General features: G+C 70.2%; 19 protein-coding genes. 6 read left to right on the forward strand and 13 right to left on the reverse strand.

The window, feature by feature from the left end; translation table 11 throughout:
- Nucleotides 1–17: 17 nt before the first annotated feature.
- From ACWCRB_RS18370 to ACWCRB_RS18380, 3 genes are all read right to left on the reverse strand, one after another.
- Nucleotides 18–1688: a thiamine pyrophosphate-binding protein gene (locus ACWCRB_RS18370; protein WP_450997035.1), complete on the reverse strand. Its 1671-nt coding sequence runs from the start codon at nt 1686–1688 to the stop codon at nt 18–20.
- Entirely contained in the window at nt 1685–2755 is a 1071-nt protein-coding gene (locus ACWCRB_RS18375; RefSeq protein WP_450997036.1) for an alpha/beta hydrolase, read from the reverse strand. Before ACWCRB_RS18375 ends, ACWCRB_RS18370 begins: the two co-directional genes overlap by 4 nt.
- Before the next feature lie 177 nt (nt 2756–2932).
- The gene (locus ACWCRB_RS18380) at nt 2933–4147 is read right to left on the reverse strand and encodes an MFS transporter (protein ID WP_450997037.1); all 1215 of its coding nucleotides are present in this window, start codon (nt 4145–4147) and stop codon (nt 2933–2935) included.
- A 291-nt stretch (nt 4148–4438) separates the two neighbouring features.
- On the opposite strand from ACWCRB_RS18380, the gene ACWCRB_RS18385 reads away from it, so the two are divergent.
- A complete protein-coding gene (locus tag ACWCRB_RS18385) occupies nt 4439–5554 on the forward strand; it encodes an extracellular solute-binding protein (protein ID WP_450997038.1) in 1116 nt (371 codons plus the stop codon).
- Between the two features lie 103 nt (nt 5555–5657).
- Nucleotides 5658–6653, forward strand: coding sequence for a LysR family transcriptional regulator (locus ACWCRB_RS18390; protein ID WP_450997039.1), 996 nt, complete (start codon nt 5658–5660; stop codon nt 6651–6653).
- A 15-nt stretch (nt 6654–6668) separates the two neighbouring features.
- Here the strand turns inward: ACWCRB_RS18390 and ACWCRB_RS18395 are convergent, their stop codons facing one another.
- The 3 genes from ACWCRB_RS18395 to ACWCRB_RS18405 are packed head-to-tail and all read right to left on the reverse strand — an operon-like array spanning nt 6669 to nt 11129.
- Entirely contained in the window at nt 6669–7904 is a 1236-nt protein-coding gene (locus tag ACWCRB_RS18395; RefSeq protein ID WP_450997040.1) for an ABC transporter ATP-binding protein, read from the reverse strand.
- A gap of 48 nt (nt 7905–7952) precedes the next feature.
- Nucleotides 7953–9683, reverse strand: a complete 1731-nt coding sequence (locus tag ACWCRB_RS18400) for an ABC transporter permease (protein ID WP_450997041.1) — start codon at nt 9681–9683, stop codon at nt 7953–7955.
- Between the two features lie 51 nt (nt 9684–9734).
- Nucleotides 9735–11129 carry a CapA family protein gene (locus tag ACWCRB_RS18405; RefSeq protein ID WP_450997042.1) on the reverse strand — a complete coding sequence of 465 codons (1395 nt, stop codon included), beginning with the start codon at nt 11127–11129 and terminating at the stop codon, nt 9735–9737.
- Between the two features lie 307 nt (nt 11130–11436).
- Here ACWCRB_RS18405 and ACWCRB_RS18410 point away from each other — a divergent pair, with 307 nt between their 5' ends.
- On the forward strand, nt 11437–13107 hold the full coding sequence (locus ACWCRB_RS18410; RefSeq protein WP_450997043.1) for a carboxylesterase/lipase family protein: 1671 nt from the start codon (nt 11437–11439) through the stop codon (nt 13105–13107).
- Nucleotides 13108–13356: 249 nt separating this feature from the next.
- Here ACWCRB_RS18410 and ACWCRB_RS18415 read toward each other — a convergent pair whose 3' ends face one another.
- From ACWCRB_RS18415 to ACWCRB_RS18435, 5 genes are read right to left on the reverse strand one after another with little or no spacing between them, the layout of a single operon-like run.
- Nucleotides 13357–13701 (reverse strand): DoxX family protein, encoded by a 345-nt coding sequence (locus ACWCRB_RS18415; protein WP_450997044.1) that lies wholly within the window; start codon nt 13699–13701, stop codon nt 13357–13359.
- The gene (locus tag ACWCRB_RS18420) at nt 13698–15677 is read right to left on the reverse strand and encodes an acetoacetate--CoA ligase (RefSeq protein WP_450997045.1); all 1980 of its coding nucleotides are present in this window, start codon (nt 15675–15677) and stop codon (nt 13698–13700) included. The genes ACWCRB_RS18415 and ACWCRB_RS18420 overlap by 4 nt, the downstream gene beginning before the upstream one ends.
- The gene (gene mhpA / locus ACWCRB_RS18425; RefSeq protein WP_450997046.1) at nt 15674–17254 is read right to left on the reverse strand and encodes a bifunctional 3-(3-hydroxy-phenyl)propionate/3-hydroxycinnamic acid hydroxylase MhpA; all 1581 of its coding nucleotides are present in this window, start codon (nt 17252–17254) and stop codon (nt 15674–15676) included. Before mhpA ends, ACWCRB_RS18420 begins: the two co-directional genes overlap by 4 nt.
- A 19-nt stretch (nt 17255–17273) precedes the next feature.
- Nucleotides 17274–18212 carry a fumarylacetoacetate hydrolase family protein gene (locus ACWCRB_RS18430; RefSeq protein ID WP_450997047.1) on the reverse strand — a complete coding sequence of 313 codons (939 nt, stop codon included), beginning with the start codon at nt 18210–18212 and terminating at the stop codon, nt 17274–17276.
- Nucleotides 18213–18239: 27 nt separating this feature from the next.
- Nucleotides 18240–19385, reverse strand: coding sequence for a VOC family protein (locus tag ACWCRB_RS18435; protein WP_450997048.1), 1146 nt, complete (start codon nt 19383–19385; stop codon nt 18240–18242).
- A 135-nt stretch (nt 19386–19520) separates the two neighbouring features.
- Here ACWCRB_RS18435 and ACWCRB_RS18440 point away from each other — a divergent pair, with 135 nt between their 5' ends.
- Entirely contained in the window at nt 19521–20171 is a 651-nt protein-coding gene (locus ACWCRB_RS18440) for a TetR/AcrR family transcriptional regulator (RefSeq protein WP_450997049.1), read from the forward strand.
- On the opposite strand, the gene ACWCRB_RS18445 is transcribed toward ACWCRB_RS18440, so the two are convergent.
- Nucleotides 20168–20953 carry an LmeA family phospholipid-binding protein gene (locus ACWCRB_RS18445; RefSeq protein WP_450997050.1) on the reverse strand — a complete coding sequence of 262 codons (786 nt, stop codon included), beginning with the start codon at nt 20951–20953 and terminating at the stop codon, nt 20168–20170. The genes ACWCRB_RS18440 and ACWCRB_RS18445 overlap by 4 nt on opposite strands.
- 36 nt (nt 20954–20989) lie before the next feature.
- A complete protein-coding gene (locus tag ACWCRB_RS18450) occupies nt 20990–21628 on the reverse strand; it encodes a TetR/AcrR family transcriptional regulator (protein WP_450997051.1) in 639 nt (212 codons plus the stop codon).
- A 124-nt stretch (nt 21629–21752) separates the two neighbouring features.
- Here ACWCRB_RS18450 and ACWCRB_RS18455 point away from each other — a divergent pair, with 124 nt between their 5' ends.
- Both ACWCRB_RS18455 and ACWCRB_RS18460 read left to right on the forward strand, forming a co-directional pair.
- Nucleotides 21753–23366 (forward strand): MFS transporter, encoded by a 1614-nt coding sequence (locus ACWCRB_RS18455; protein WP_450997052.1) that lies wholly within the window; start codon nt 21753–21755, stop codon nt 23364–23366.
- 714 nt (nt 23367–24080) lie between these two features.
- Nucleotides 24081–25793, forward strand: coding sequence for a SulP family inorganic anion transporter (locus tag ACWCRB_RS18460; RefSeq protein WP_450997053.1), 1713 nt, complete (start codon nt 24081–24083; stop codon nt 25791–25793).
- Nucleotides 25794–25795: the final 2 nt, after the last annotated feature.

Genomic DNA, 25795 nt, shown 5'->3' on the forward strand with positions numbered 1-25795 from the left:
CATGGGCGGGGCCGCTTTCAGCTGTTCGGTGTCGGGGTCCGGTGCGGCAGGCGCAGATGCCGGCTGAGCACCGAGCGCGCCGTGCGCACATCGACGACCGCGAGGCCGGGACGCAACGCGGTCTCCGCGAGTGCGAGCGTGTCGGGCGAGTCGATGGTGAAGGCGTCCACGCCGAACGCCGCCCCGAGCGCCGCGAGGTCGGGCGCGGGCACGACGGCCGCCTCCGCGTGACCGCCTTCGAGACGGAGCCGCTGGTACTCGGTGCCCAGGGCGTCGTCGTCGAGGACGAACAACGTCAGGTCCGCGCCGGCCCGGGCCGCGGTGTCCAGCTCCTGCACATGCATCATGAACGCGGCGTCGCCCTCGAAGACGACTGTCTTGCGCTCGGGCGCTCCGAGGGCCGCGCCGATGGCGGTCGTGAGTGCCTGTCCGATGGATCCGAAGCCCTGCGCGGCGAAGAACCGGCCCCGCGCCGGGGCCGTGAGGAAGGCGGCGGCGAAGCCCGAGCAGTGGCCGTTGCTGATGACCACGGTCGCGTCGTCGGGGATGTGCCGGTCGATCGCCGCGAGCGCGACCCGTGGATCGACGGTGCCGTCGGGGACGGGTGGGCTGAAGTCGCGCAGGTCCTCCTGCCAGCAGGCGGCGGACGGGCCGACGGGGGTGAACCAGGGCGCCCGGGTGTCCGGGGTGTCCCGCGTCAGGGACAGGGTGTGCCGCAAAGTCGCCGCCGCGTCGCCACGGAGGGTCTCGGCCTTGCCCGTGGCCGCGAGGTCGTCGACGACCTTGACGACGTGTGCCGCCTCGAACAGGCGCGTCGACTGCGTGGTGCTACGGCCCATCGAGGCGCCGACGGCCACGACCAGGTCGGCGGAGCGCAACACCCGCTCCGCCGCCGGGTGCGCCAGCCCTCCGGCGATCCCGAGGTCGTACGGATGTCCGTCGAACAGCCCCTTGGCGGGCAGCGTCGTGGCCAGAGCGGCACCGAACCGGTCCGCGAGCGACGTCATCATCGCGGGCGAGGTGTCGTCCATGGCACCGCGGCCCGCGATGAGTACGGGGCGTTCCGCACGCGTCAGGAGTCGGCTGATCCGTCGGGCCGCGTCGATGTCGTCATCGGCGGTGGTCGTCGCTCGCGACCGGTGTGTCGATCCGCTTCGGACACACCCGTCCACGGGCAAGGTGAACAGGTCCGCCGCGACGCCGAGAACCACCGGTCGGCACTCGTCCCGGGCGAGCGCCAGGACTTCGGCGAGGACGTCCGCCGGATGCTCCCCCGGCTTCATCCTGCGGTAGGCGGCCTCGCACGAGGCGACGAAGGAGGCCTGGTCGAAGGTCTGGGCCCCCTGGTAGCCGCCCGGTGTCTCGGCCGCCACGACGAGGAGCGGGGACCGGTTGCGGGCCGCCACCAGCAACGACGTGGCCACGTGACTGAGTCCGGGGCCGTGGGTGACCGAGCAGATCCCGATGCGCCCCGAGGACCATCCGTAGCCTTCGGCCATCGCCACGGCGGCGTTCTCGTGCCGTACCTCGACCACGGGAACACCCCGTTGTCCGAGGGCGATGAGCAGGTGCATGTTGCCGTCGCCCATGAGCCCGAAGACATGCGTGGCCCCGGACCGCGCCACGGCGTCGGCGAACTCCTGTGCCTGCGTGCGACGCCCGGTGCCGCGCTCGTCGATCTGCCTCAAGAGGACTCCTTCGAGGCCCGGGACGACCGTTGCAGGTGTGCGGAGAAGAAGGGGAGGACCTCTTTCTCGAACCGTTCGGGAATGCGGTTGGTGTGGTTGCCCTCGTAGACCTCGAAGGTGTGCGGCACCCGGTAGGTGGTCAGGACGCGGTCGAGTTCGGTGAGGTTGGCGGCGATGTTCGTGTCCTGGTCGCCGACATCGAACGCGATCCGCTGTCTCCTGAGGTTGCCGATGTACTGGTCGATCATGGCCAGGGGGCGGTTGGCGGTCATGCGCGCGATGACCGACTCCTGGAGTTCGCCGTTCTTGACGGGAGAGTCGTAGTAGAGGGGCGGCTTGGCGGGATCGGGTGCCCACGACGCGGCCGCGGCGACCGCCGTACGGATGCCGGAGGGGATCTGCGTGTAGTCCTCGGGCCGTTCGGTGAACGCCTCGAACTCGGCCATCTCCTCGGGGGTGTCCGGGATGTTGCTCGTCCGGGAGATGCAGCACGCGCTCAGCACGTAGAGGGCCGAGAAGACATCGGGGTGTTTCATACCGATCCGCAGCGTGCCGTAGCCGCCCATGGAGTGGCCCGCGAGCCCGCGAGCCGCCGCCCGGGGGATGGTGCGGAAGTGCCGGTCGACGTAGGACACGAGGTCGTGCGAGACGAAGGCCTCCCAGTCCCCGGTGGTCGCTCCGCTGGAGTAGTTGCTGCCGCCGTAGACGGTCATCGCGTTGGGAGTGACGATGATCATCTGTCGTGAGGTGCCGGCGTCGAGCGTGCGGTCGGCGCTTACGGGGATGTTCGTCCGGGCGTCGGTCGCGAAGTAGCTCAGATCCGTTTCCGTGAATCCGTGGAGCATGTAGAGGACGGGGTAACGGCGTTGGGAGTCGGACTTGTATCCGGGAGGCAGGTAGACCGAAACCTCGCGGTCCGGTGAATCTCCTTCGAGGTTTCCTTCGAGTGATGTCCCGTGCACCCGGACGCGCAGAACCGTGCCTTTCCCATTCTGCGCCGTCCGGTCGACCGAACTCTCGAACGGTGCGGCGCCGAGGGAGACCGTGATGAGAACGGCGGCCGACACGACAGCGCCGATTCGCCTTCTCAGACGCCCTGTGTTCCATTTCGGTTTCACGGCTCGCTCCTCTTGTCACGGCGGCATCCCCATCAGGAAAGTCAGCTTGCGGAGCGAGTGCAACACTCTGCGCGTAAGCGTTCGTGATCGACCGATAAGCAGGAACGCAACGGACGCCGAGGAGAATCAGCGCCTCACGTTCGGCAGGTGTCTGCGCGCCTGCGGCGGAAGCGCGGCGGCGGCCGTCCCGGCGAGGAGGGCGAGTGCCACACACGCCGCGGGCAGGGAGAGGGTTCCGACCAGGGCCGCGATGAGGAACGGCGCCGCGGAGGGGCCCAGTTCCGTGGTCAGCCGCCACGATCCGAGGAAGACCGCGGGTGATCGCGGGTCGGCGAGATCCGACCCCACCGTGGCGACGACCCCGCCGCTCCAGCCGTTGGCCACGGCCATCAGCGTCGTACAGGCCAGGAACCACCAGAGCCCGGCGGGCAGACGGGAAGCCACGGCGAGACCGAGGTGCGCGACACCGAACACGACCAGGGCGGGAACGGCGACCGCCAGCCGGCCCCAACGGTCGGTCACCACTCCCCCGATGTGGAACAGGGAGAAGTCGAGGCCCGCGGCCAGGCCCACGACCAGCGTGACGGTCGCCTCGTCCAGTCCGACGGCGGCACCCACCAGGGGCACGAGGACGCGTCGGGCGCTGCGCATCGTGCTGACGACCGAGAGGGTCAGACCGAGCGTCAGCAGGACGTCCCGCCGTCGGCGGACGACGCTCAGAACGCTCGGCCGTGCCCCTTCGTCACGCTCGCCCGCGCCTCCCCCGGCGAAGGGCGCCCGCGCGACAATGACCGCCAGCAGGCCGGAGGCTGCCACGACCACCAGGAAGCCGCCCCGCACCTCACCCGTGAGGCGGATGAGCACGGACGCGAGGAGCGGGCCGGTGAACAGTCCCAGCCGCGTGGCCCCGGCGAGGGCGGAGAGCGACCGGCCGCGTACCTCGGCGGGCACCGCCACGGTCACCCAGGTGTGCCGGGCCATGGTGAACACGGCGACGCCGCTCCCGATCAGCATGGCACCGGCCATGAGAGCCCACAGGGAAGCCGCCCGGTAGGCCGCCAGACCACCGAGTCCCGTGACCGCCGTGGACCCCAGCATCGTGGGCCGTTCACCGAACCGTTGGACCAGCCATCCGGCAGGCAGGGCGAGCAGCAGTTGTCCGACGGTCAGCATGGCGGCGACCACTGCCGCGACCGCCGAGGAGTCCGTCAGGGACAAGGCCGCCAGGAGTGTGACGGGCGCCGCCGCGCCCTGGCCGGAGCCGTGGAGGACGTTGGGTATCAACGCGGTCGGCAGCAACTCCCGCCAGGGAACGGCCGACCGCGGTGCCTCCGCTGTCACAGGCGCCTCCCTGCGTAAGGTCACGTCCGCACCGTTCCGCGCCGACGGCACATGCGTGTACTGTCCCCATGCCAACTGTGGACAATGTTGTCGACGTTCAAGGATGGAGGGCGCCGTGGTTCCGTGGGAAGCCACTCCACCGAAATCCCATCGAGCGATAAGACCAGCCTTATCGGTCGAGTAGGGACCCGACGCTTTCAGGCCCCGAAGTGCGGCCCTACCGTTTCTGGCGGGTTACGGACGGCTACGGCCGACTCCTTGCCGACAACCCGGAGTTGGAGGCTGGTCAGCATGCGAGCGAGAATCGCACTCGTCGGGATCACGGCCGCTCTTTCCCTGCTGCTGGCAGGCTGTGGCGGCTCCGGAAGCAGCAATACCGAGAACCTGCCGAAGAGCGCGGCCGACGCGGGCGGAATGGATGCCCTGGTGACGAAGGCGAAACAGGAGGGCGAGGTAAGTCTCTACGCCGCCACCACGGAGAAGTCGACTTCCGCATGGGTGAGGCATTTCGAGAAGAAGTACGGCATCAAGGTCAAGCTCTACCGGGACGGCAGCACGACCCTTTTCCAGAAATGGGCCCAGGAAGTCAGCGGCGGCGTGAACAACGCCGACATCGTCATCCAGAACGTCTACCAACTCTGGCAGGACGCGAAGGACAAGAACTGGATCACCGGCTACAGGACCGGGAACTACGGCAGTTACGACTTCGCCGGGGTCCTGCCCGGCACGGGACTGGCCGGGCTCGTCTACCCGCTCCACCAGAGCATCGGAGCGGTGGCGTGGAACACGAGGGTGACCACGCCCGAGCAGGAGAAGCTACTGAGGGAGGACCCCGTCGCGGCTCTCGCCGATCCTTCGTTCAAGGGCCGGATCGCACTCGGCGACACCGGCGGCGCCACCACCGCGGGGAACTACGCCAACGTGATCCTGCACCAGTCCGCCACGTACGGGTGGAAGTGGCTGGAGAGCGTCGCCGACAACGATCCGGCCCTCTTCGAGAGCCAGATCCCGATCGCCGAGCAACTGGTGAAGGGCGAGTACGCGGTGACGTTCGGCACCGACACCCTCTACAACGACTACATCGACGACGGCGCCCCCGTCGAGTACGCCTACCCGAAGCCCACCAACGCCGCCCTCTGGATGGTCGGCCTGCCGACGACAACCCCCCATCCGTACGCCGCCCGGCTGTTCATGGAATGGGCGACGTCCGACGAGGGCCACGATCTGATGGCGACCTACGGTTCGGGCACCGGAACCCGTACGGGATGGGTCGACAAGCGCGAGGTGGCCAAGGAGCCGTGGTACACGAAGCCCGAGGTCTGGTACGGCATGGCCACCGAGCCCGACCTGCAGAGTGACGGTTTCGCCGACTTCGTCAGCAAGGTAAACGCCACCCTCGACAGGTGACCGCTCACCTCCGAGGACTCGACACCCCGGGGAGAGCCGTACGGGACACGGCCCTCCCCGGGTTCACGGCTGTGCGCAGCCGTTCACGGCGACAGGAGAGAACATGGCGCTCCCCCACGGCGACTGGCGTCACACCAGCCGTCAAAGGCTCATAGCGGGCCTGACGTTCGAGCAGATGTACACCTTCCAGACCCTGGCCCGCGCCGGGTCCTTCCGGGCCGCGGCGGCCGAGCTGACGCTCACCCAGCCCGCCGTGTCCCAGCGGATCCGCTATCTGGAACGCCTGCTGGGCTGCACACTGCTCGAACGCCGACAGGGAGCACGGTCCGAACTCACGGCCGCGGGCCGGGAGTTGCTGGCCTTCTCCGAGGAGGTGCTGTCGTACACCGACCGGTTCCACCACCGGCTGGAGCAGATGAAGGACCTCCCGGAGGACACGTCCCTCACGGTCGTCAGCGACTCCGACCACATCCGGCATCTGCTCGTCGAGGCCGTCATGGCCATGAAGAAGCTGGCACCGTCCGTCCGCGTGGTCATCAGACACGAGCCGTCGCGGCAGGCGTGCACCCAGGCGCTCTCCGACGGACGCGCGGACCTCGGCATCTGCCGCTACCCGGCGCCCAGCGAGTTTCCCGCGCTGGGCACGATCGAGGAGCGGATGTACCTCTACGCCCGCCCCGAGGACCGCATTCACACACTGTCGGAGGGCGACCGGATCGCCCATCTCGCGCGCGCGGACTTCGCCACGTTCGCGGACGGGATGCGCAGCCGCCAACTGGTGGAGCGCTGGGCCGAGAAGGTGGGCATCTCGCTGCACGTCGTCCTCGAATCGCGCGGTCTGGAGGCGATGCGCACCTATGTCACCCACGGCCTGGCCCTGGCCGTCCTCCCGGAGTTCTGCGTGCGGGAGGATCTCGCCGCCGGCCTCCTCCGGGCCGTGTCGGCCCCGGGCCTCCCCCTCCTGCGGGGCGCGGTCATCCTGAGCCCGCCCGACCGTGAGGTGACCCGGGCGGCCCGGGTGTTCCTCGGCAGGCTGCCGGCCAAGGTGAACTCCTCGCCACGCCTCGCCACCCGCGCAACGGTGCCGACGCCCGCCTGAGCCTGCCTCCTGGGGTCAGCGGCCCAGCACCTCGGTCGGTACACCGGAGAGAAGTCCGACGTCCACCGCTTCCTCCCCGCTCCCACCCGCACCCGGTGCCTCTCCGTGACCGGGGAACCAGGTCACGTTCTCCGGCGGGAGGAGCAGTGCCTGTTCGGCTCCGAGCCGCGGGGGCGGGGAGGTCGGTCCGGTGACGGCCTGGACGCGCAGCCGGTGCCTTCCCGCTTCGTAGGTGCGCTCGAAGTGATCGCCGAGGAACTCGCTGGCGACGAGACGGGCCCTGAACTCGTTCCCGTCGAGAGTCTCCGGAAGCGGTCCGGTCTCCCTGGAAACCCGCACCCATTCCGGCCGGAAGACGACGGATATCTCGTCGCCCACGCGAGGGACGCCGTCCGTCGCGCCGCGGGCGATGTCGAGCACCACGTCCGGCCCGAGCGTGGGGACCCGAACCGTGAAGGCGCGGATCCCGATGCCGGCGACCGTGCCCGGTACGACGTTGGCCTCACCGACGAACGTCGCCACGAAGGCGTTCGCGGGCCGGTGGTACAGGTCCCAGGGAGCGCCGACCTGCTGGATGACGCCGTGGTTCATGACGACCACGCGGTCGGACAGGGACAGCGCCTCGGACTGGTCGTGCGTCACGTAGAGCACCGTGATCCCGGTCCGGCGCTGGATCTGCCGGATCTCGTCCCGCATCCGGGCGCGCAGTTGCGCGTCGAGGTTGCTCAGCGGCTCGTCCATGAGGACCAGGCTCGGTTCGGTCGCCAACGCGCGGGCCAGAGCCACGCGTTGCTGCTGTCCGCCGCTCAGGTCGGTCGCGTTGCGGCCGGTGAACTCCGCCAGGCCGACCAGCTCCAGCATCTGCCGGGCCTTCGCACGCGCCCGGTCCCGGGGCATCTTCTTCGCCTTGAGGCCGTACATGACGTTCTCCAGGGTCGTCATGTGCGGCCACACCGCGTAGGACTGGAAGACCATGTTGATGTCCCGCTTGTGCGGCGGGACGCCGACGCCCCCGGAGTAGAGCCGCCGGCCGCCCAGGGTGATCTCCCCGGACCTCGGGGTGTGCAGGCCGGCGACACACCGCAGTGTCGTCGTCTTCCCGCAGCCGCTGGGTCCCAGCAGCGTCACGAACTCGGACCGGCCGATCCGCAGACCGAGATCCGAGACCGCCATGGTGCCGCCGTAGTCCGCGTAAAGCCCCTCCACCAACAGGCCGTCGTCCGACGACGGATTCCCGTGCGGCTCGTCCATCGATCCGTTCACCTCGTTCGTGTGTCCAGGCGGTGTGGTCCGTGCGGGTCAGGCCCGCTGGTGCAGCTTCCCGGGCCGCAGCAGGGCCCGCATGACGACGATCCACGCGATCATCAGAGCGGTCTCCAGAAGTCCTACGACGGCGGCGGCGGGCAACGACGCCTGCTGGGCGTAGTTGAAGGAGAGGATGGACAGCAGCATGGTGTCCGGCGTGTAGAGCAGGATCGCGGTGTTGATCTCGCGGACCGTGAACAGGAAGACCATGATGACGGCGGCCGATATCGACGGCCGCATCAGCGGCAGGAGGACGGTGTACACCATGCGTGCCTGGCTCGCCCCGCACATCCTCGACGCCTCCTCCAGGGACTTGTCGATCTGGGCGAACCCGTTGCCGGTGACGCGGGTCGCGTGCGGCAGGTAGGACGCCACATAGGCCAGCACCATGATGGTGAGCGAGCCGTACAGCGGCGTGCCGAGGTACATCGCGAACACGCCGGTGGCGAAGACGATGCCGGGAACGGCCAGGGGCGACATCGCGACGGCGTTCAGCAGACCGGAGCCCCTGTGCCGGACGCGTTCGGTGACGTACGAGGTCAGGATGCCCACGGCCACGGCACCGAGGGACGTCGCCACCGCCACCGCCACCGTGTTGGCCAGCGCGTCCTTCAGCTCGGGTGCGCCCAGCACCTCTCTGACGACCTGGGTGGTCGGATGGATCTCGTCCAGGTTGGACGAGGTGCTGAAGGCGCGCAGGCAGAGCGCGGCGTAGGGCAGGACCGTGGTGACGAGGGAGTAGAGCGCCAGAAGAAGGATCACCGCGTACTTGGCCCGGCCCAGCGAGATCCGCTTCCTGTTCTGCGACTTGCCCGTGACGGTGACGAACTTCGAGGACTGGCGCAGGCCCCGCTGGTACAGCCACAGCCCGATGACGCTGAGCAGCACCAGCATCGTGCCCAGGGCGGCGGCGAGCGCGTAGTCGCTCGGGTAGCCGTTCGTGGCGCGGTAGATCGTCACGGCCAGGGGGTGGAAGGACATCTTGGCCCCCAGCAGTGCCGGCACCGAGAACATGCCGGTGGCGCTGATGGTGACGAACATGACCGACGAGAGCGTGGCGTGCCGGACGGCCGGCAGCGAGATGCGCAGGGCTGTCTGGACCGTGCCCCGGCCGTTCATGTGCGAGGCCTCCTCCAGGCTCGCGTCCATGTTCTGGAGGCTGCCGGACACCAGCAGATAGCCGTACGGCACGTAGTGCAGCGCCAGGATGACGATCAGCCACTGGAACGTCATCACGTCGATCGACACCCAGCCCGGCAGACCGATGTCACGCGCGAGCTGGTTGAGCAGTCCGGTGCGCGGGGCGCCGAGTTCCAGGAACGCCAGGGCACCGATGAACGGCGACAGGAAGAGCGGCGCGATCACGACGAGTTCGAAGAACCGTCGCAGGGGTACGTCGGTGCGCGCCAGGATCCAGGCCAGCGCGCCGCCCAGCACGGTGGCGAGGATCCCGCATGCCAGCGACATGGCCATGGTCTCGGCGAGGATCCGCCAGATCCGCGGAGATCCGTACGAGTCGGCCAGGGCGTGGAGGGTGAAGGTGGACAAGGGGTTTCGGGGGTCCTCCGTGACGGCGCGGACGAACACCAGCGCCGTCGGGAGGAACACCAGGCCCGCCAGGAGCAGGACGACGAGGACCAGGAGACCCCGGGGCCCCCACCGCGCCCTGAGCGCCTCCCTGGTCGGGCGGGGCGGGGAGATCTCCTCCCGGGTCAGCGTGGCCATGTGTCACCGCATCCCATCCTCGGAACCTCCTGATCCGTGATCGCGCCGCGGTCAGTCCCCGATCCGCACCCTGCCCACAGCCCCGTCGATCTCCACCTGTGTGTCGTACTCCGCGGACAACCGCTGGTAACGCTCCAGTACGCGGGCGCCGTTGGCCTGGTCCGCGATGAGCGGGCGGCCCTCCGTCAGGGGGTGCTCGGTCGACTTGCCGGTGCCGCGGGTGATCTTCGCTTCCTTGGAGACCTCACGGCCGAGTTCCACCGGGTGGAGTGTGACGTCGGTGACCCGGCCGTCGGTGAGGCGCACGTCGAGGACGGCCGAACTCCACCACGTGGGGGACGGTGTGTCGAGGCCCGGGTGCAGGGGGTGGACATCCGGGGTGAGGGTCGGCAGGGCGTCCACGTCGTGGCCCCAGGTCTCGTAGCTGTCGTACGGGACGCGCTCCAGGAACTCCGACTGGGCGAAGAAGTTGCCCAGACCGTAGAAGATGGGTTTGCCGCGGTAGATCTCGATGCCGAGCGTCTTGTGCCAGCCGTGGCCGACGAAAATGTCCGCGCCGGCCTCGATCGCACGGTGGGCGAACTCCCTGACGAACCGCGGCGGTCGGTCGCCGCGGGGTCCCTCGGAGATGTTGAAGTGGTGGGCGACCATGACCAGATCGGCCATCGCCGCCGCCGACCGGATCGACCGGAGGTTGCCCTCCAGGTCTCCCTGGTGGCACTCGGTGTGGATCCCGAACTCGTCCCCCTCGCGGAAGACCATCTCCCCGGCGGCCGACTGCCCACCCGGCAGGTTGTACTGGAACTCGCCGGCGGTGAGCATCCGGCCCGTCCTGCCCGACTTGCAGTCCTTGTTGGTCCGCAGCACGTTGAGCCGGTCCGCCGCGGACCTCAGGTGCTGGGCGGCATCCGACGGCACCACGTAGGTCGTCGTGACGCGCAGGGGGTTGATGCCCGGGCGGCCCGCCATGGTCTCCTTGGGCACGCCCGCCCACTCGTGCGGCCGGTTGCCGGAGGTCGTCGAGATCAGGGCCATCCGGCCCTTCGGGGTCTCGACGAAGGCCGGAGCCCGCGCGGCGTCCAGGTCCTGTCCCGTTCCGGCGGACGCGAGTCCCGCGCCCCTGAGCGCCGCACGCGTCGAGAGCAGAGCGCGTTCCCCGAAATCCAGACTGTGGTTGTTCGCCGTCGACATGACGTCCACGCCCAGCCAGCGCAGATCCCGTGCGATGCCGGGATCCGCCAGCATGTAGCTTCCGAACCAGTCACCGCGGGCCGGATACACCTCCGAGGAATTCCCGAAGTTCATCTCCAGATGCGCGTATCCGACATCGGCAGCACCGAACAGCCCACGAATTTCCTCGAATTCACCCTCACGATGAATAGAGAACGGCCGGGTCACCATGCACTCGCCTGCGATCGCGACCGACCAGTCGCCGGTATGGGGCATATGACCTGCACTTCCCTTCGAAATGCCGGACGCAGCCGCACACCGTGGCGCGGCGACTCCTTCTGCCATCACGTTCCGCCAGGCTAGGCCGGTGCGGTTTCCCCGCAGAAGTCCACAGTTGCTACTCCCCCCATCAACAACAGTTATCGGTCGCCCGCAGGGAATCCCGTCACGCGTATTGCTCCCAACATTGCCGGACGGCTACGTTCTCGGCGCTCGCACGATCTCTCCGCGGAGGCCGCCTCCATCAGGGCTGCCTCTCACCGCAGTTCACCGTTCCCGATCACAGAGTCAGGAGCTGGGAACCATGATCAGAACGAAGTCGTCCAGCCGAACCGCCATCACACTGGCCGCAGTGGGCGTGCTCGGCCTGGGACTGCTGTCCCCGGTCGCCGCCGACGCCCTGGGATCCTCGGCGGATCCCCCCGCAGCCGCCCGCACCTCTTCACTGGTGGTGCGGACGGATGCGGGCAAAGTCCGCGGCGAGAGCCGCACCGGCTACGACGAGTGGCTGGGCATCCCGTACGCCGCCGACGCGTCCGGGCGCAACCGGTGGAAGTCCCCTCAGCCCGTGGCCAAGTGGTCCGGCGTACGCAATGCCACCGCCTTCGGCAACCGGTGCGCGCAGAACACCGGTTGGGACCCCGGCTACGAGAAGACCATCACCAGCGAGGACTGCCTCGCCCTCAACGTGTACGCCCCCGACAACGCCAAGGCGGGGGTACCTGTCGTGGTGTGGATCCACGGCGGCGGCAACACCGGGGGCGCCGGCCAGGACACCAACCCGCGCAGGTTCGTCCAGCAGACCGGCGCGATCGTCGTCACCGTCAACTACCGTCTCGGCGCACTCGGTTTCCTCAACCTGCCCCAACTGCAGGCCGAGAGCGGGAACGGCCCGGGCAACTACGGCCTCCTCGACCAGCAGGCCGCGCTGCGCTGGGTGCACTCCAACATCGCGGGCTTCGGCGGCGACCCGAGGAACGTCACCGTCTCCGGGCAGTCCGCCGGGGCCACGGCGGTCTGCGACCACCTCGCCTCACCCACCGCCAAGGGCCTGTTCACACGCGCCGTCATCGCCAGTGGCGGCTGCAACCTGCAGACGGCGGCCGCGGGACAGACGCAGAGCGCGACGTTCGTCAACGCCGTCGGCTGCTCCGAGGCGTCCGACATCCTCGCCTGCCTGCGCGCCAAGCCCGCCGCCGACCTCCTGGCCGCCCAGAAGAAGGCGGGCGTCTCTCCCTCCGCGGGCGGATCGGCCTTCCCGGTGAACCCCGCGACCGCGGTCCGGACCGGGAACTTCACCCGCGTTCCCGTGATGATCGGTCAGACCGACAGCGAGCGCGGTCTGTCCACCTTCCAGAACTACGACTACCTCGGCACCCCCATGACCGCCGCGCAGTACGAGCAGCAGGTGCGCTCCGCCTACGGCGCCGACGCCGACAAGGTTCTGGCGGAGTACCCCCTCAGCGCGTACGCCACCCCGGGCGAGGCCTGGACCGCCGCCCAGAACGGCTCCACCTCCTACACCCGGCAGCAGCTGTTCACCTCGCTGTCGAGGTGGGTGCCCACCTACGCCTACGAGTTCGCCGAGAGCGACACCCCGCATTTCACGTCCATCCACCTGATCCAGCAGAAGAGCGCGGCGGCCCGTGACTTCGCCTTCGGCGGTGCCATCCACGTCGACGACCTCGGCTACCTCTGGGACTACCTCGGCCAGACCCTGCCGTACGACGACGACCAGTTGGAGCTGTCCCACCAGATGATCGCCTACTGGGGCCGCTTCGCCGCCGAGGGCACCCCCAGTGGGGCGGGTACGCCGACCTGGCCGAAGTACAGCGCGGCAACGGGGAGGTTGATGTCCCTCAAGGCCTGCGACACCGCCCCGTCGAGCAACCGGGCCCCGGCTGCCTGTTCGGAGGTCAGCGACGGCTTCGCAGCCGAGCACAACCTCGATTTCTGGGCGAGCCTGCCGGACTGACGAACGATCACGACAACCCTCTGGTGCCGGCAACAGCATCTCCATCGGCGCCTTGGACCTTCGCTGCCGGGACAACACGTCCGGGGCCTGTCGAGCCGGTCGTCTCGCAGGCCCCGGACGTGGGCGCGGGCCGCCCCGGCCTCGGAGGGAGGGGGAGGCCGGTGTGCGCGGGCAGCCCGCGGAGGAGCCGGGGACGGGCAGCCGCCGACCTCTCGGGGCTGCCCGCGCCCGGCCCGCACAGGACGCGCGTCAGCCGGCGGCCACCGCCGTCACCGCGTACGTCACAGCGATCAGGGCCAGTACGGCGGCCGGGACGGCCCGGGGCGGCGGGTCGCCGTGGCGCAGGTGGACCACCGCCGCCGCGGCCATCAACAGGGCAAGGCCTGTCGCGGCGGCCACGCCCAGAGGCGTCCGGGTCAGCCCCATCAGCAGACCGGCGACCCCGGCCACCTCCAGGGTGCCGACGACGCGGTAGAGACGGATCGACATGCCGAGGTGGGCCGCCGCCCGGCGCATGAACGGCACCGCGGCCATCTTCGCCAGGCCCAGCGGGAGGAGGACCAGCGACAAGGCGACGGCGAGCAAGGTGGTCATGCGGTGGTCCTGCCCTTGCGGCGCTCGGCGCCCAGGCGGGCGAAGTGGTCGATGAGGTCGGGAGCGTCCACGACGGCCGGGTTGACGACCTGTTCGACCGGGGCGCCCTGGAGCAGGCGTTTGACCGGGACCTCCAGTTTCTTGCCGGTGCGGGTGTGCGGGATGCCCGGGACTTCGATGATCTCGTCGGGGACATGGCGGGGTGAGGCGCCGGTCCGGATCGCCTCCTTGATCTTCTCGCGGAGGGTGTCGTCGAGGGTCACTCCGGCCCCCGGGACCACGAAGAGCGGCATCCAGTAGCCGCCGCCGGGTTCCTCCGCGCCGATGACCAGGGCCTCGGTGATCTCGGCGAGGCGTTCGACGACGTCGTGGATGTCGGCGCTGCCCAGGCGGACGCCGTTGCGGTTCAGCGTGCTGTCGGATCGGCCGTGGACGATCACCGAGCCGTACGAGGTGTGGGTGATCCAGTCGCCGTGCCGCCAGACACCGGGACAGGAGGAGAAGTAGGCGTCGTGGTGGCGGGTGCCGTCGGGGTCGTTCCAGAAGCACAGCGGCATGGACGGCATGGGCCGGGTGACGACCAGTTCGCCGACCTCGTCCGTGACCGGGCGGCCCTCGGCGTCGTACGCGGCCAGTGCCACGCCCAGGTGAGGTGCCGACAACTCCCCTGCCCACACCGGGGTGTTGGGCGCGCTGCCCGCGAAGCCGGACACCACGTCCGTACCGCCGCTGATCGAGGCGAGCAGCACGCGGTCGCCCACGTTCTTGCGGACCCAGGGGTAGGCGGAGGCGGGCAGGGCGGAGCCGGTGCAGCCGACGACGCGGACGGACGACAGGTCGTGCGCGGACGGGTCGATGCCGAACTTGGCCATCCCCAGGAGGTACTGGGGGCTGGTGCCGAAGACGGTCACGCGGTGGCGTGCGGCCAGTTCCCACAGGACGTCGAGCTTGGCGAAGGGGGCCGGGCTGCCCTCGTACGTGCAGGTCGTGGCGCCGGTCAGGAGTGTCGAGGCAACCAGGTTCCACATCATCCAGTGGGTGGTGGTGTACCAGAGGAGGCGGTCGCCGGGGCCCAGGTCGGAGTGCAGGCCGAGGGTCTTGAGGTGTTCGAGGAGGACGCCGCCGTGGCCGTGGACGATGCCCTTGGGCAGACCGGTGGTGCCGGAGGAGAACACGACCCACAGGGGGTGGTCGAACGGCACCGGCGTACAGGCGAGTTGTTCGGTGCGGGCGGCGGCATCCTCCCAAGGGACCACCAGCGAGGGGTAGTCGCGCGAGGGCCAGGGCAGGCCCGCGTGGTCCACCAGCAGGGCGGCCTTCAATGTGGGGAGGGCGCGGGCGAGTTCGAGGCTCGCATCGCGGCGGTCGTGGCCGGTGCCGTTGAATAGGTAGCCGTCGGCGGCGATCAGCACGGTCGGATCGAGCTGGGCGAAGCGGTCGGCGGCGGCCTTGGGCGCGTAGTCCTGCCCGCACACCGACCAGACGGCGCCGAGGCTCGCGGTGGCGAGGAACGCGACGATCGCGTGCGGGGTGTTGGGCAGATAGCCGACGACCCGGTCGCCCTTGCCGACGCCAAGGTCGCGCAGGGTGGCGGCGACGGAGGCGACCTGCGCGCGCAGCGCCTCCCCGGTGACCTCGTAACCGGAGCCGGTCTCGTCGAGGGCGATGATCGCGGGCCGGTCGGCGGTGAGGTTGCGCAGGGCGTGGTGGGCGTAGTTGAGGGTGGCGCCCGGGAACCAGCGGGCGCCGGGCATGGTCTCCTCGGCCAGGACCCGCTCGTACGGGGTGTCCGAGTCGATGTCGAAGTACGTCCAGACCGTGCCCCAGAAGCCTTCCAGGTCGGTGACGGACCAGCGGTGCAGGGCTGCGTAGTCGGTGCCGTCCAGTCCGGCATGGCGGGCGAAGTCCATGATGTTGCTGTCGGCGACAACCTGCGGATCGGGCGTCGTGAAGGGCTCCGGGTAGGGCCTGGTCATCGTGCGGTGCTCCTCAGCAGGCTTTTCTCGACTGGGTGTCGGGCGGCGATCGGGCTTCGTGTGGTGTGCAGCAGGGACGCCCAGGCGGCGGTCGACGTGAAGTCCCGGCCGCCCGACGGGACGACATCCATCACCACACGGTCGGGCCGCAGCAGGACCGCGTCCGCGTCTCCTGCGCGCAGCCAGGCGGCGAGTGTGCCGTCGTCGCCGAGGCCGGTCACCGGGACCGCGCGTACGCCGAGGCCGTGGGCGATCGCGGTCAGCGAAGGGCCGGGTTCGGTGGCGGTCAGGACGGTGAAGGAGTCGCCGAGCACCTCGTCGAGACGGGTGCGCCGTCCGTCGACGCTCACCCACGGTTGCGGACAGTACGTGCCCGCAAGACCCCGGCGGAGACCGCGCCGCACCAGCGGCCCGGCGGTCAGGGGCCGGCTGAGGTCGCGGCCTGCCAGTTCGGTCACGCCGGGTATGCGGCAGGCCGCGGCCAGGGCCCTGCGGCGGAGTGCGGCGGCGCCGTCCTGGCCGCCGGTCATGGCCCAGCCCATGGCGACCGCGAGGCGGATCACATGCCGGGCGTGCGGCTTGCGCTCACTCTCGTACGTCTCCAACAGCCCTTCCTCCGCACCCTGTCGGAGAACTCGGGCCAGCTTCCAGGTGAGGTTGTAGGCGTCCCGTATACCCGAGCACAGCCCTTGTCCGACGAACGGCGGGGTGAGGTGGGCGGCGTCGCCGAGCAGGAAGACCCGTCCGCTGCGCCAGCGGTCGGCAACGCGCGCCCGGAAGGTGTACTGCGACTCGCGGACGACCTCGAAGTCCCCGTCGTACGAGGGCGGCAGCCACGGCGCGACCAGCTCGCGGACCGTCTCCCGCCCCTCCCCCAGCCGGAACTCCCAGCGGTAACGGTCCTCGCCGACGCGCATGAAGGTCGCCGGCCTGGCCGGGTCGCAGACCTGGTCGACGCCCTCCCAGCAGCGGACATCGGCCGTCGTGCGGACGTCGACGACGGTCCAGCGTTCCTCGAAGCGCAGGTCCTCCCAGACACCCCCGATGGCCTCGCGGGTGAGGCTGTTGGCGCCGTCGCAGCCGAGGACCGCGTCGGCCCGCAGTTCGTGCTCGCCGTGGTCGTCACGGTAGGTCACACGGACGGGGCCCGAGGTGTCCGGGCCGACGCCGGTGACCTCCACGCCACCGCGCAGTTCGCACTCCGGGCGTTCGGCCAGGGCCTCGCGCAGCAGGCGTTCCAGCTCGGGCTGGTCGAACATGCTGGACTGTGGATAGCCGTGCACACCGTGCCGGGAGCGCCGGAATTCGGCCATCACCCGGTGCCGGGGGTCCAGCAGGCGCAGCCCGTCGGCCGGGCGGGCGATCGCGGTGAACTCCGCACCGACGCCCGCGGCCTGGAGGATCCTGCGGATCTCGTCGTCGGTGGCGACGGCGCGCGGGAGCGGGTAGACGTCCTGGTGGCGTTCCAGGACGACACTGCGGACTCCGCGCCGGGCCAGGAGAAGGGCGGCGGTCACGCCCACCGGCCCGGCCCCGACGATCACGACGGGCACACGTGCGGCTTCGTCGACGTTCATGTGCGGCTCACCTCGGATGTCAGTTCGCGTCCGCGACGGGCGTACGCTGCTCGCCGAGGTCGATCCGGCCGTCCGGGGTCGCGATCGTCGCCGTGATCACGTCGCCCGGGTTCAGGTAGTGCGGGTTCTTGGCCTGGCTCTTGAAGAAGGCCTTCCACTTCACCGCGGGCGGCAGCAGCGCGCCGATCTTCTCGACCGGCTTGGGCGGGGCCTTGAGGGCGGTGCCGCCGGGGGTGCCGGTGAGCAGGAGGTCGCCGGGGTCGAGGGTCTGGAAGCGGGCCAGCAGGGTGAGCGCCTGCGCCGGGCGGACGATCATGTCGGCGAGGGTGCGGTCCTGGCGCAGGTCGCCGTTGACGCTCAACTTCAGCCGCAGATCCAGGAGATGGGCGAAGTCGCCCGGGTCAAGCAGCGCGAGGTGGGGCCCGGTGGGCGTGAAGGTGGGGTACGACTTGCTCTCGTAGAACTGCGTCTTCGTGAGCTGTACGTCACGGGCGCTGACGTCGTTGGTGACGACCAGCCCCGCGACGTACTCGTGCAGGTCGGACTCCGTGACGACGGCGCCTATGGGCAGGCGGGCGCCCATGACCAGGCCGAGTTCGATCTCGTAGTCGAGGAACTTCACGTGCGACGGGCGGACGATGGTGTCGCCGGGGCCGCTGACCGAGCCGGACGCCTTGCGGAAGAAGGCGGGCGGGATGTCGCCGGTGAAGCCCGAATCGCGGGCGTGGCTGCGGTAGTTGACCATCTGGGCGACCACCCGGCACGGGGTGGTGACCGGGGAGAGGGCGGCCAGGTCGGCGACGGGCCTGCCCGCCTCTCCGGAGCGAGCCGCCTCCTTCACGGCCTCGCGGTCGAGAAGCAACTCGTCGGTGGTGAGGGCCTTGGTGTCGACGCGGACGGCGCGGTCGCCGACCACCGACCACCAGCCGTCGGCGGTGCGCAGGACGTTCGTACTCATGTCAGTGCCTTTACAAGGGGTATGTGGTCAGGAGTTCGCGGCCTTGAGCAGCCCGAACAGTCGCGCCGGGTCCATCTCGTTGTCGCCGCGCAGGGCCTCGACGACATCGCGGACACGTTGCGGGGACGGGCTCGCGCCGAGGAAGTCGCGGGTGGCGGGCGGTCCCCACTGGGCCAGACCGCTGGTCGACATCGGCGCCCAGCCCGGCTCGACGTCGCAGGAGAAGAGGTCGCCGTCGGCGAAGTGCTCCAGCATGAAGCGGTCGGGGTCGCGCCAGTAGTCGAAGAGCTGACTGCCCTGGATGTGCCGACCTATGCCCCAACTGCGCTTGTAGCCACGCTCGTTGAGGTACTCGCCGCCCGCCGCGATCGAGTCGAGGTCGGTGACCTGGTAGGCGGAGTGGACGTACCCCGTGCCCGGCCCCAGATGCATGGCCAGGGTGTGGTGGTCGGCCGGCACGCCGCCCAGGTCACAGCGGATGAACGCCATCGTCGGGCCACGGCCGCGCTGCCCGTCCAGGAACAGGAAGTCGGACACGATCATCCCGAGGGTGTCCAGGTACCAGTCCAGAGCCCGGGCGAACACGCGGGTCTCCAGCACCACATGGCCCAGGCGCTGGATGCGGGACGGCTCGCGCGGCGGGCGCTGCGTGGCGTTCGTACGACGGTGATCCGTGCCGAAGTTGAGGAGCACCGGCCGCTGTTCCGGCAGCGCGGGGAGCTGTTCGGCACAGTGCACGACCCGCACCGGGAAGCCGGAGGGGTCGAGCAGGTCGACCACCTGGCCGCCGCCTGGGACGTCGGCCGCCCGTACGGACGATCCGGTGGCACGGGCCAGCCGGTCGAGGTCGGCCCGCCCGGCGGCACGGAAGGCCGGGCCGATGAAGCGGGATGTACGGCCGCGCCGGATCACCATGCAGGGCGAGCCCGCGAGGGTGCCGCGCAGCCACAGCTCACGCTCGGTGCGCGCGGCGACGCCGAAGCCGAAGTCGCGGGCGAAGATCTCGGCGCGGTCCAGGTCGGGCTTCTCGAACTCCAGCCAGGCCAGGTCCGCCACCTTGATCAGGGGATTCCGGGACCGGCCCGGATGCTCGCCGCGCAGGGCGCCCTGCTCGCTGTGGAGGTCCTGATGGGCCGTCCTGAGGTCGGCCCCGTTGACACGGTTTTCAGACATGGTGCCCTCCGAGCAACATTGCCGTAATGAGGAAATCATCAACTGTGACAGTTCCGTCGTCAAGACGTTCACGGCAGGAAATGATGAATTCATCAGGACTGCGATCGTCATCGCCCCGATGGTTAGACTCTGCGCATGTCTACGTCAGCCCCGCCCAGCAACCGGTTCGAGCGGCGTCGTGCAGAGACCCGCAGGGCTCTTGTGCGAGCGGCCCGGCAGATACTCGCCGAGAGCGGTGACACGAGCGCCAGCATCCAGGCGATCGCCGAGCGCGCGGACGTCGGCTTCGGCTCCTTCTACAACCACTTCGACTCCAAGACGGAGCTGTTCGAGGCGGCGGTGGTGGACGCCCTGGAGGAGTTCGGCCAGAACTTCGACGAGCGTCTGGCCGGGATCGACGACCCGGCGGAGCTCGTCGCGGCCGGCTTCCGGCTCAGCGCCCGTATGTCCGACTCCCATCCGGAGCTGATGCAGGTCCTGCGCCGCCGCGGCCTCGGGCACATCCACTCGGACAACGGACTGGCCAGTCGGGCACTGCGCGATCTCCAGGCAGGCATCGCCTCCGGCCGTTTCACCGTCCTCGACCCGGTGGTCGCCCTGTCCGCACTGGGCGGCACCCTGCTGTCCCTGGTGGAGCTGCGTTTCGCCCGCCCCGAGGTGGACGGCGACGAGGCCGCGACGAACCTCGCCGAGATGGTCCTGCGCATGCTGGGCCTGCCGGCGGACGACGCCCACGAGGTCGCCCGGCGCCCCCTCCCCGACCTCGACCGACCGTCCTCCTCCTAGGCACTCGACGACGAGTCCGGGCGGAAGGTGACCGAGCGGCCGGTGAAGCGGGCGTCGATCCCGCCCTCGGTGGTGGTGACCGACCGTAGTTGGAGCCCCTGAGGAAGGCTCTGCAGCGGGATGGGCTCGTCCAGGGCCTTGTCGAGCAGGGACTTCAGCGGAGGGATCAGCTCACCCTGCTCGGCGCGGACGTCCGTGAAGGCGATGCGGTTGCCGGTCGCCGCCGAGACGGCGGCGCTCACGGTCACGTCGCCGACAATCGGCAGACTTGCGGTCGCGTTGATCCGGTCCGGGTCATCACCCTGCGACACCTCCACGCCGAGCGCGTTCGACACGTCCGCGTACGACAGGTAGGCGGTCGCCCGAACGCTGCGGGCGTTTGCTTCGTCGGCGCTTCCCGAGGTCGTGAGCCCGTCCATCCCGACCGTCAGCCTCGTCACCGGCAGGGGCCGGGTCGTGCCGTTCGCGGGGATGTCGTGGGCGGTGAGGTCGACGTGGTCCAGGCGTCCCTCGGCCAGCTGGGCCAACACGGGAAACCCGCTGACGTGCACCGACGGCCGGTCGGCGGTTCCCATGCCGTCCTGGAAGGCCTGGGCCGTACGGCTCTCCGCGCGGGCCGCGGCGATCCGGTCGACCGCGACGGCACCGATCAGCAATGCCGCCAGGGACGCGGCGGCGATGATCACGCGCCGCCTGGTCCGGGTCGGGGGGCTCACATACACGGAGCCGTCGCCGTAGTAGGGCTCGCCGACGTACTCCTCGTCGCGCTGGGACTGATACATGGTTCTCCTCTTCGGGTGGTGCTTCGGGACGTGCGCCTACGCGCCGTCGCCCTCGATCCGGACGAGCTCGCGGACACGGGTGGCGGCGTGGTCGGGGTTCACGCCCATCGCGATCAGCGCGGCGGCCGTGGTGCCCGTGCCGTCGTCACTCCAGGCCCCACCGTTCACGCAGTCCAGAAGCCCCAGCAGCTGTCCCTCCAACCCCCGGGTCAGCACGGCCGGCGGAACACTGGTCTGGAAGACGCCCCGCCGCTGTCCCCTGCCGATGATCGCCTCCGCCATGTGGCGTGCGGGGGCGAGGAGTTCGGCGACTCGTTCGGCACCGAGGTCCTGGGGGGCGAGGCGAAGCAGGATGCGGTAGCGGTCAGCGACGGGCCACACGGCGAGGACGAAGCACGCCAACTCCGTGACGGCATCCGCCGCGGGAACCCGCGGGGCCACGAGCGCCTGTCGCAGCGCCTGCGCGGCCTCCTCCACCAGCCCTTCCACGAGTGCGGCCCTGCCGCTGAAGTGGCCGTAGACCGTACGGCGCACCACACCCGCAGCCTCGGCGATGTCGCTGAGGCTGCTGTCGGGGTCGCGCCCCAGTTCCTGCCTGGCTGCTTCGAGGATGCGGGCCCGGGTGAGCAGGGTTCGGCTGCGTTCCGGGGTGGCTGTGACGGGTGCGCGGGCCATGTCGGACCTCCGTTCGACGGGGAGGGCAACTCGATAGTTGCACACCCATGGGCAATAAACTAGCCTGCACATCCATGGGCAAGTAACTGCTCACTCCGCTTCCCCCCTGCCGAGGAGCCTGACGATGCCGCTCTTTGCGAACACACCCGTCGAGAAGATGACCGAGCCCCATCCACGCCGCTGGTGGGCCCTGCTGGTCCTGTGCCTGAGCCTGCTGATCGTCGTCATGGCGAACACGTCGCTGATCGTGGCCGCCCCCGACATGACGAAGGACCTGGGCCTGTCGAGCAGTGACCTGCAGTGGGTCATCGACGGCTACACCGTCCCGTACGCCGCGCTGATGCTCGTGCTCGGCGCGATCGGCGACAAGTACAGCCGCCGCGGCGCCCTGGTCCTGGGCCTGCTGATCTTCGCGGGCGGTTCGGTGATGGGCGGCCTGGTCGACGAGACCAACCTGGTCATCGTCGCTCGCGCGATCATGGGCGTCGGCGCCGCCGTCGTGATGCCGGCCACGCTCTCGCTGCTGGTCGCGATCTTCCCGAGGGCCGAGCGCGCCAAGGCGATCACCGCCTGGTCCGCGACCTCCGGTCTCGCCATCGCCGCCGGCCCGCTGTCCGCCGGGTGGCTCCTCGAGGACCACGCCTGGGGCTCCACGTTCCTGATGAACGTGCCCATCGCCGTCCTCGGCGTCGTCGGCGCACTGCTGCTGGTCCCGCCGTCGAAGGCGAAGGGAATGGGCCGGATCGACTACGTCGGCGGACTGCTGTCGATCATCTCGGTCGGCTCCCTGGTCTACGCGACCATCGAGGGCCCGCACTTCGGCTGGGGCGTCGGCCCGATCACCGCGGCCGTGGCCGCCGGCGTGGGTCTCCTGGCCTTCGTCGCCTGGGAGTTGAAGCACCCGAACCCGATGCTGAACGTGCGCAAGTTCACCGAGCGCCCCTTCAGCGGCTCGATGCTCGCCGTGCTGTTCTTCTTCTTCGGAACCTTCGGCTCGATCTACTACTCCACCCAGTTCCTCCAGTTCGTCCTCGGCTACGACGCCCTGGAGACCGGCATCCGCCTGCTGCCGCTGGCCGGAGCCGTCTTCGCCGGAGCCGCGGTCACCGGCAAGCTCGCCCCGAAGCTCGGCGTGAAGCTGGTCGTGGGCACCGGAATGGTGATCGGCACGACGGGCGTCTTCCTGCTCACGCAGATCGAGTCGAGCTCGGCCTACACCGCCTTCCTGGCTCCCCTGCTGCTGCTCGGCTTCGCGATCGGCCTGAGTCTCGCCCCGGCAACCGACACCATCATGGGCTCCTTCCCGGAGGACGAGCTGGGCGTCGGCGGCGGCGCCAACGACACCGCACTGGAACTCGGCGCCTCACTGGGCATCGCCATCCTCGGCTCGCTGCTGGCCACGTCCTACAAGGACAAGCTGACCGGCATGATCGGCGGCCGGCTCCCGGCCGAGGCCATGGACACCGCCAAGGACTCCGTCGGCGGCGGCATCGCGGTCGCCGAGCAGGTCGCCAAGAACCCCCAGGGCGGCGCCGAGCAGGCCCAGACCCTGCTGGGGGCGGTGCACGAGTCCTTCGCCCACGCCATCGCCCACACCAGCCTCATCGGCAGCATCATCATGGCCGCCGGGACGCTGATCGTCATCGCCGTCCTGCCCGGCCGGGGGCACACCACCAAGCACGGTGCGGAAGAAGCAGCGCGGACGACCGAGGAACAGACCGAGACCGTGGGCGCCTGAGCCCCGCACACCGGAGGCCGGAACCCCGATTCCGGCCTCCTCCACCCCCAGGACGGGCCGTGCCTTGAGCGGCACACGGCCCCGGGCGGTGCCGGGAGGGGACACCCGGCACCGCCCCCTTCTGTTGTCCGCACCCGGGACGCCGGCACGACCGCCGAAGACACATCGGACAGTTCCTGGCGCGCGGTGGCCAGGATGCGCGCCCGGTTGGACCGCACGTTGCTTCGCTGCGGCACGCGGGTCCCGACCGGCCGCGGCCACGTACGCGGCCGGTCGGGCCCTGGTCAGGCGGGCAGCGGGTGCATCGCTGCGCCAGCGTGGCGGCCAGCAGTTCGCGTTCGGCCTCGGTGCGGGCGTTGTCGTGCGGCCACTTGTTGAAGGCGGCGACGTGGAAGTGGTACTTGCGGAAGACGACGTACGTGCCGTTGCAGCCGAGGACGTCCACCTGCCGCTCCACTGGCGCAGTAGCGCGTCGCGGCATCCGTCGATTCGGCGCCGGGACTTCCTCCGGCGCCGAATCGACGTCGTCCGCCGTCTGTACCGCACGTGAGTGGGGCGCCTAAAGCTGGTGAGCGACGTGTTGAGTCCGAACGACCCTGACCCGAAGGCCTGTTGGGCCGGCGGAGCAGGTCCTCGGGCGACTCGGCGCGGCCCGGTCCCTCGCGGTTGCCCGGTCATGCGTGGATCATGAGGTCTCTCGGCAGAAGGAGGCCCATGTCCCGCAGTTCGGGCAGACCCGTTCCGGTGTGGCGTCGGCTGACGCCGGGGCTCGGCGTGCTTCTCGGCTATCGGCGCGCCTGGCTGCGCGGCGATCTGCTGGCCGGGGTGACGGTGGCCGCGTATCTCGTGCCGCAGGTGATGGCGTACGCGGGGGTGGCCGGGCTGCCGCCGGTCGCCGGGCTGTGGGCGATCCTGCCCGCGCTCGCCCTGTACGCGGTGCTCGGTTCCTCGCGTCTGCTGTCGGTCGGGCCCGAGTCCACGACCGCGCTGATGACGGCGACCGTGGTCGGCCCGCTGGCCGCGGGTGACCCGGGCCGGTACGCCGTACTGGCCGCCACTCTCGCGGTCACGGTCGGGCTGCTGTGCGTCGTGGCCTGGGCGGTGCGGCTCGGCTTCGTCGCGGACCTGCTCTCCCGGCCGGTGCTGGTCGGCTATCTGGCGGGTGTGGCACTGATCATGATCGTGGATCAGCTGCCGAAGCTCACCGGGGTCAGCACCACGGGCTCGGCGTTCTTCCCCCAACTGTGGTCCTTCGTACGGCATCTGTCGCAGGTCCATCTGCCCACGCTGCTGTTCGCCGTGCTCCTGCTCGCCTTCGTCCTCGCCGTGGCCCGCTTCTTCCCCGCCGTCCCCGGTCCCTTGCTGGCCGTGGTCCTCGCGACGACGGCCGTGGCCGTTCTCGGCCTCGACGACCGCCATGGGATCAAGGTGATCGGCGACGTCCCGGCGGGTCTGCCCGGTCTGGCGGCTCCGGATCTGACGGAGCTGCCGCACCTGGTGCTGCCCGCCCTCGGCGTGCTCCTGGTCGCCTACACGGACTTCATCCTCACCGCGCGCGCCTTCACCGACCGTACCGACGACGGCCCCGGGCTCGACGCCAACCAGGAACTGCTCGCCCTGGGCGCGGCCAACCTCGGTGCCGGGGCGGTGCAGGGTTTCCCGGTCAGCAGCAGCGCCAGCCGTACCGCCCTCGCCTCCTCGGCGGGCGCCCGCTCCCCCGCGTACTCACTGGTCGCCGCCGCGGCGGTCCTCGCCGTCCTCCTCTTCCTCAGCCCCCTGCTGACCCGCACGCCCTCGGTGGTGCTGGGCGCGCTCGTCGTCTACGCGGCCCTCCGCATGATCGACCTGGCGGGCTTCCGGCGGCTGGCGTCCTTCCGCCGCCGGGAGTTGCTGCTCGCGCTCGGCTGCCTGACCGGCGTACTGGCCCTGGACATCCTGTACGGGGTACTGGTCGCCGTCGGTCTGTCCGTGGCCGAGCTGCTGACGCGGGTCGCGCGTCCGCACGACGCGGTCCAGGGGGTCGTCCCCGGGGTGGCCGGCATGCACGACGTGGACGACTATCCGCAGGCCCGGACGATCCCCGGTCTGCTGGTCTACCGCTACGACTCGCCCCTCTTCTTCGCCAACGCGGAGAACTTCCGCCGCCGGGCCATGGCCGCCGTCGACGAACAGGACGACCCGGTCCGCTGGTTCGTCCTCAACGCCGAGGCGAATGTGGAGGTCGACATCACCGCCCTGGACGCCGTCGACGAGTTGCGCCAGGAACTGACCCGCCGGGGCATCGTCTTCGCCCTGGCCCGCGTCAAGCAGGATCTGCGGGACGACCTGGACGCGTACGGCCTGACGGAGTCCGTCGGCACCGGCCTGCTCTTCCCCACCCTGCCGACCGCGGTGGCCGCGTACCGGAAGTGGGAGCGCGCTCAGTAGGC

It is taken from the genome of Streptomyces sp. NPDC002156, from assembly GCF_053593675.1.

Coding starts and splice junctions, on each gene's coding strand:
- ACWCRB_RS18395 (WP_450997040.1), bottom strand. CDS start 7,904: ATGGACGAGCCGCACGGGAATCCGTCGTCGGACGACGGCCTGTTGGTG.
- ACWCRB_RS18385 (WP_450997038.1), top strand. CDS start 4,439: ATGCGAGCGAGAATCGCACTCGTCGGGATCACGGCCGCTCTTTCCCTG.
- ACWCRB_RS18400 (WP_450997041.1), bottom strand. CDS start 9,683: ATGGCCACGCTGACCCGGGAGGAGATCTCCCCGCCCCGCCCGACCAGG.
- ACWCRB_RS18455 (WP_450997052.1), top strand. CDS start 21,753: ATGCCGCTCTTTGCGAACACACCCGTCGAGAAGATGACCGAGCCCCAT.
- ACWCRB_RS18450 (WP_450997051.1), bottom strand. CDS start 21,628: ATGGCCCGCGCACCCGTCACAGCCACCCCGGAACGCAGCCGAACCCTG.
- mhpA (WP_450997046.1), bottom strand. CDS start 17,254: ATGAACGTCGACGAAGCCGCACGTGTGCCCGTCGTGATCGTCGGGGCC.
- ACWCRB_RS18430 (WP_450997047.1), bottom strand. CDS start 18,212: ATGAGTACGAACGTCCTGCGCACCGCCGACGGCTGGTGGTCGGTGGTC.
- ACWCRB_RS18435 (WP_450997048.1), bottom strand. CDS start 19,385: ATGTCTGAAAACCGTGTCAACGGGGCCGACCTCAGGACGGCCCATCAG.
- ACWCRB_RS18460 (WP_450997053.1), top strand. CDS start 24,081: ATGTCCCGCAGTTCGGGCAGACCCGTTCCGGTGTGGCGTCGGCTGACG.
- ACWCRB_RS18410 (WP_450997043.1), top strand. CDS start 11,437: ATGATCAGAACGAAGTCGTCCAGCCGAACCGCCATCACACTGGCCGCA.
- ACWCRB_RS18390 (WP_450997039.1), top strand. CDS start 5,658: ATGGCGCTCCCCCACGGCGACTGGCGTCACACCAGCCGTCAAAGGCTC.
- ACWCRB_RS18405 (WP_450997042.1), bottom strand. CDS start 11,129: ATGCCCCATACCGGCGACTGGTCGGTCGCGATCGCAGGCGAGTGCATG.
- ACWCRB_RS18445 (WP_450997050.1), bottom strand. CDS start 20,953: ATGTATCAGTCCCAGCGCGACGAGGAGTACGTCGGCGAGCCCTACTAC.
- ACWCRB_RS18415 (WP_450997044.1), bottom strand. CDS start 13,701: ATGACCACCTTGCTCGCCGTCGCCTTGTCGCTGGTCCTCCTCCCGCTG.
- ACWCRB_RS18420 (WP_450997045.1), bottom strand. CDS start 15,677: ATGACCAGGCCCTACCCGGAGCCCTTCACGACGCCCGATCCGCAGGTT.
- ACWCRB_RS18440 (WP_450997049.1), top strand. CDS start 19,521: ATGTCTACGTCAGCCCCGCCCAGCAACCGGTTCGAGCGGCGTCGTGCA.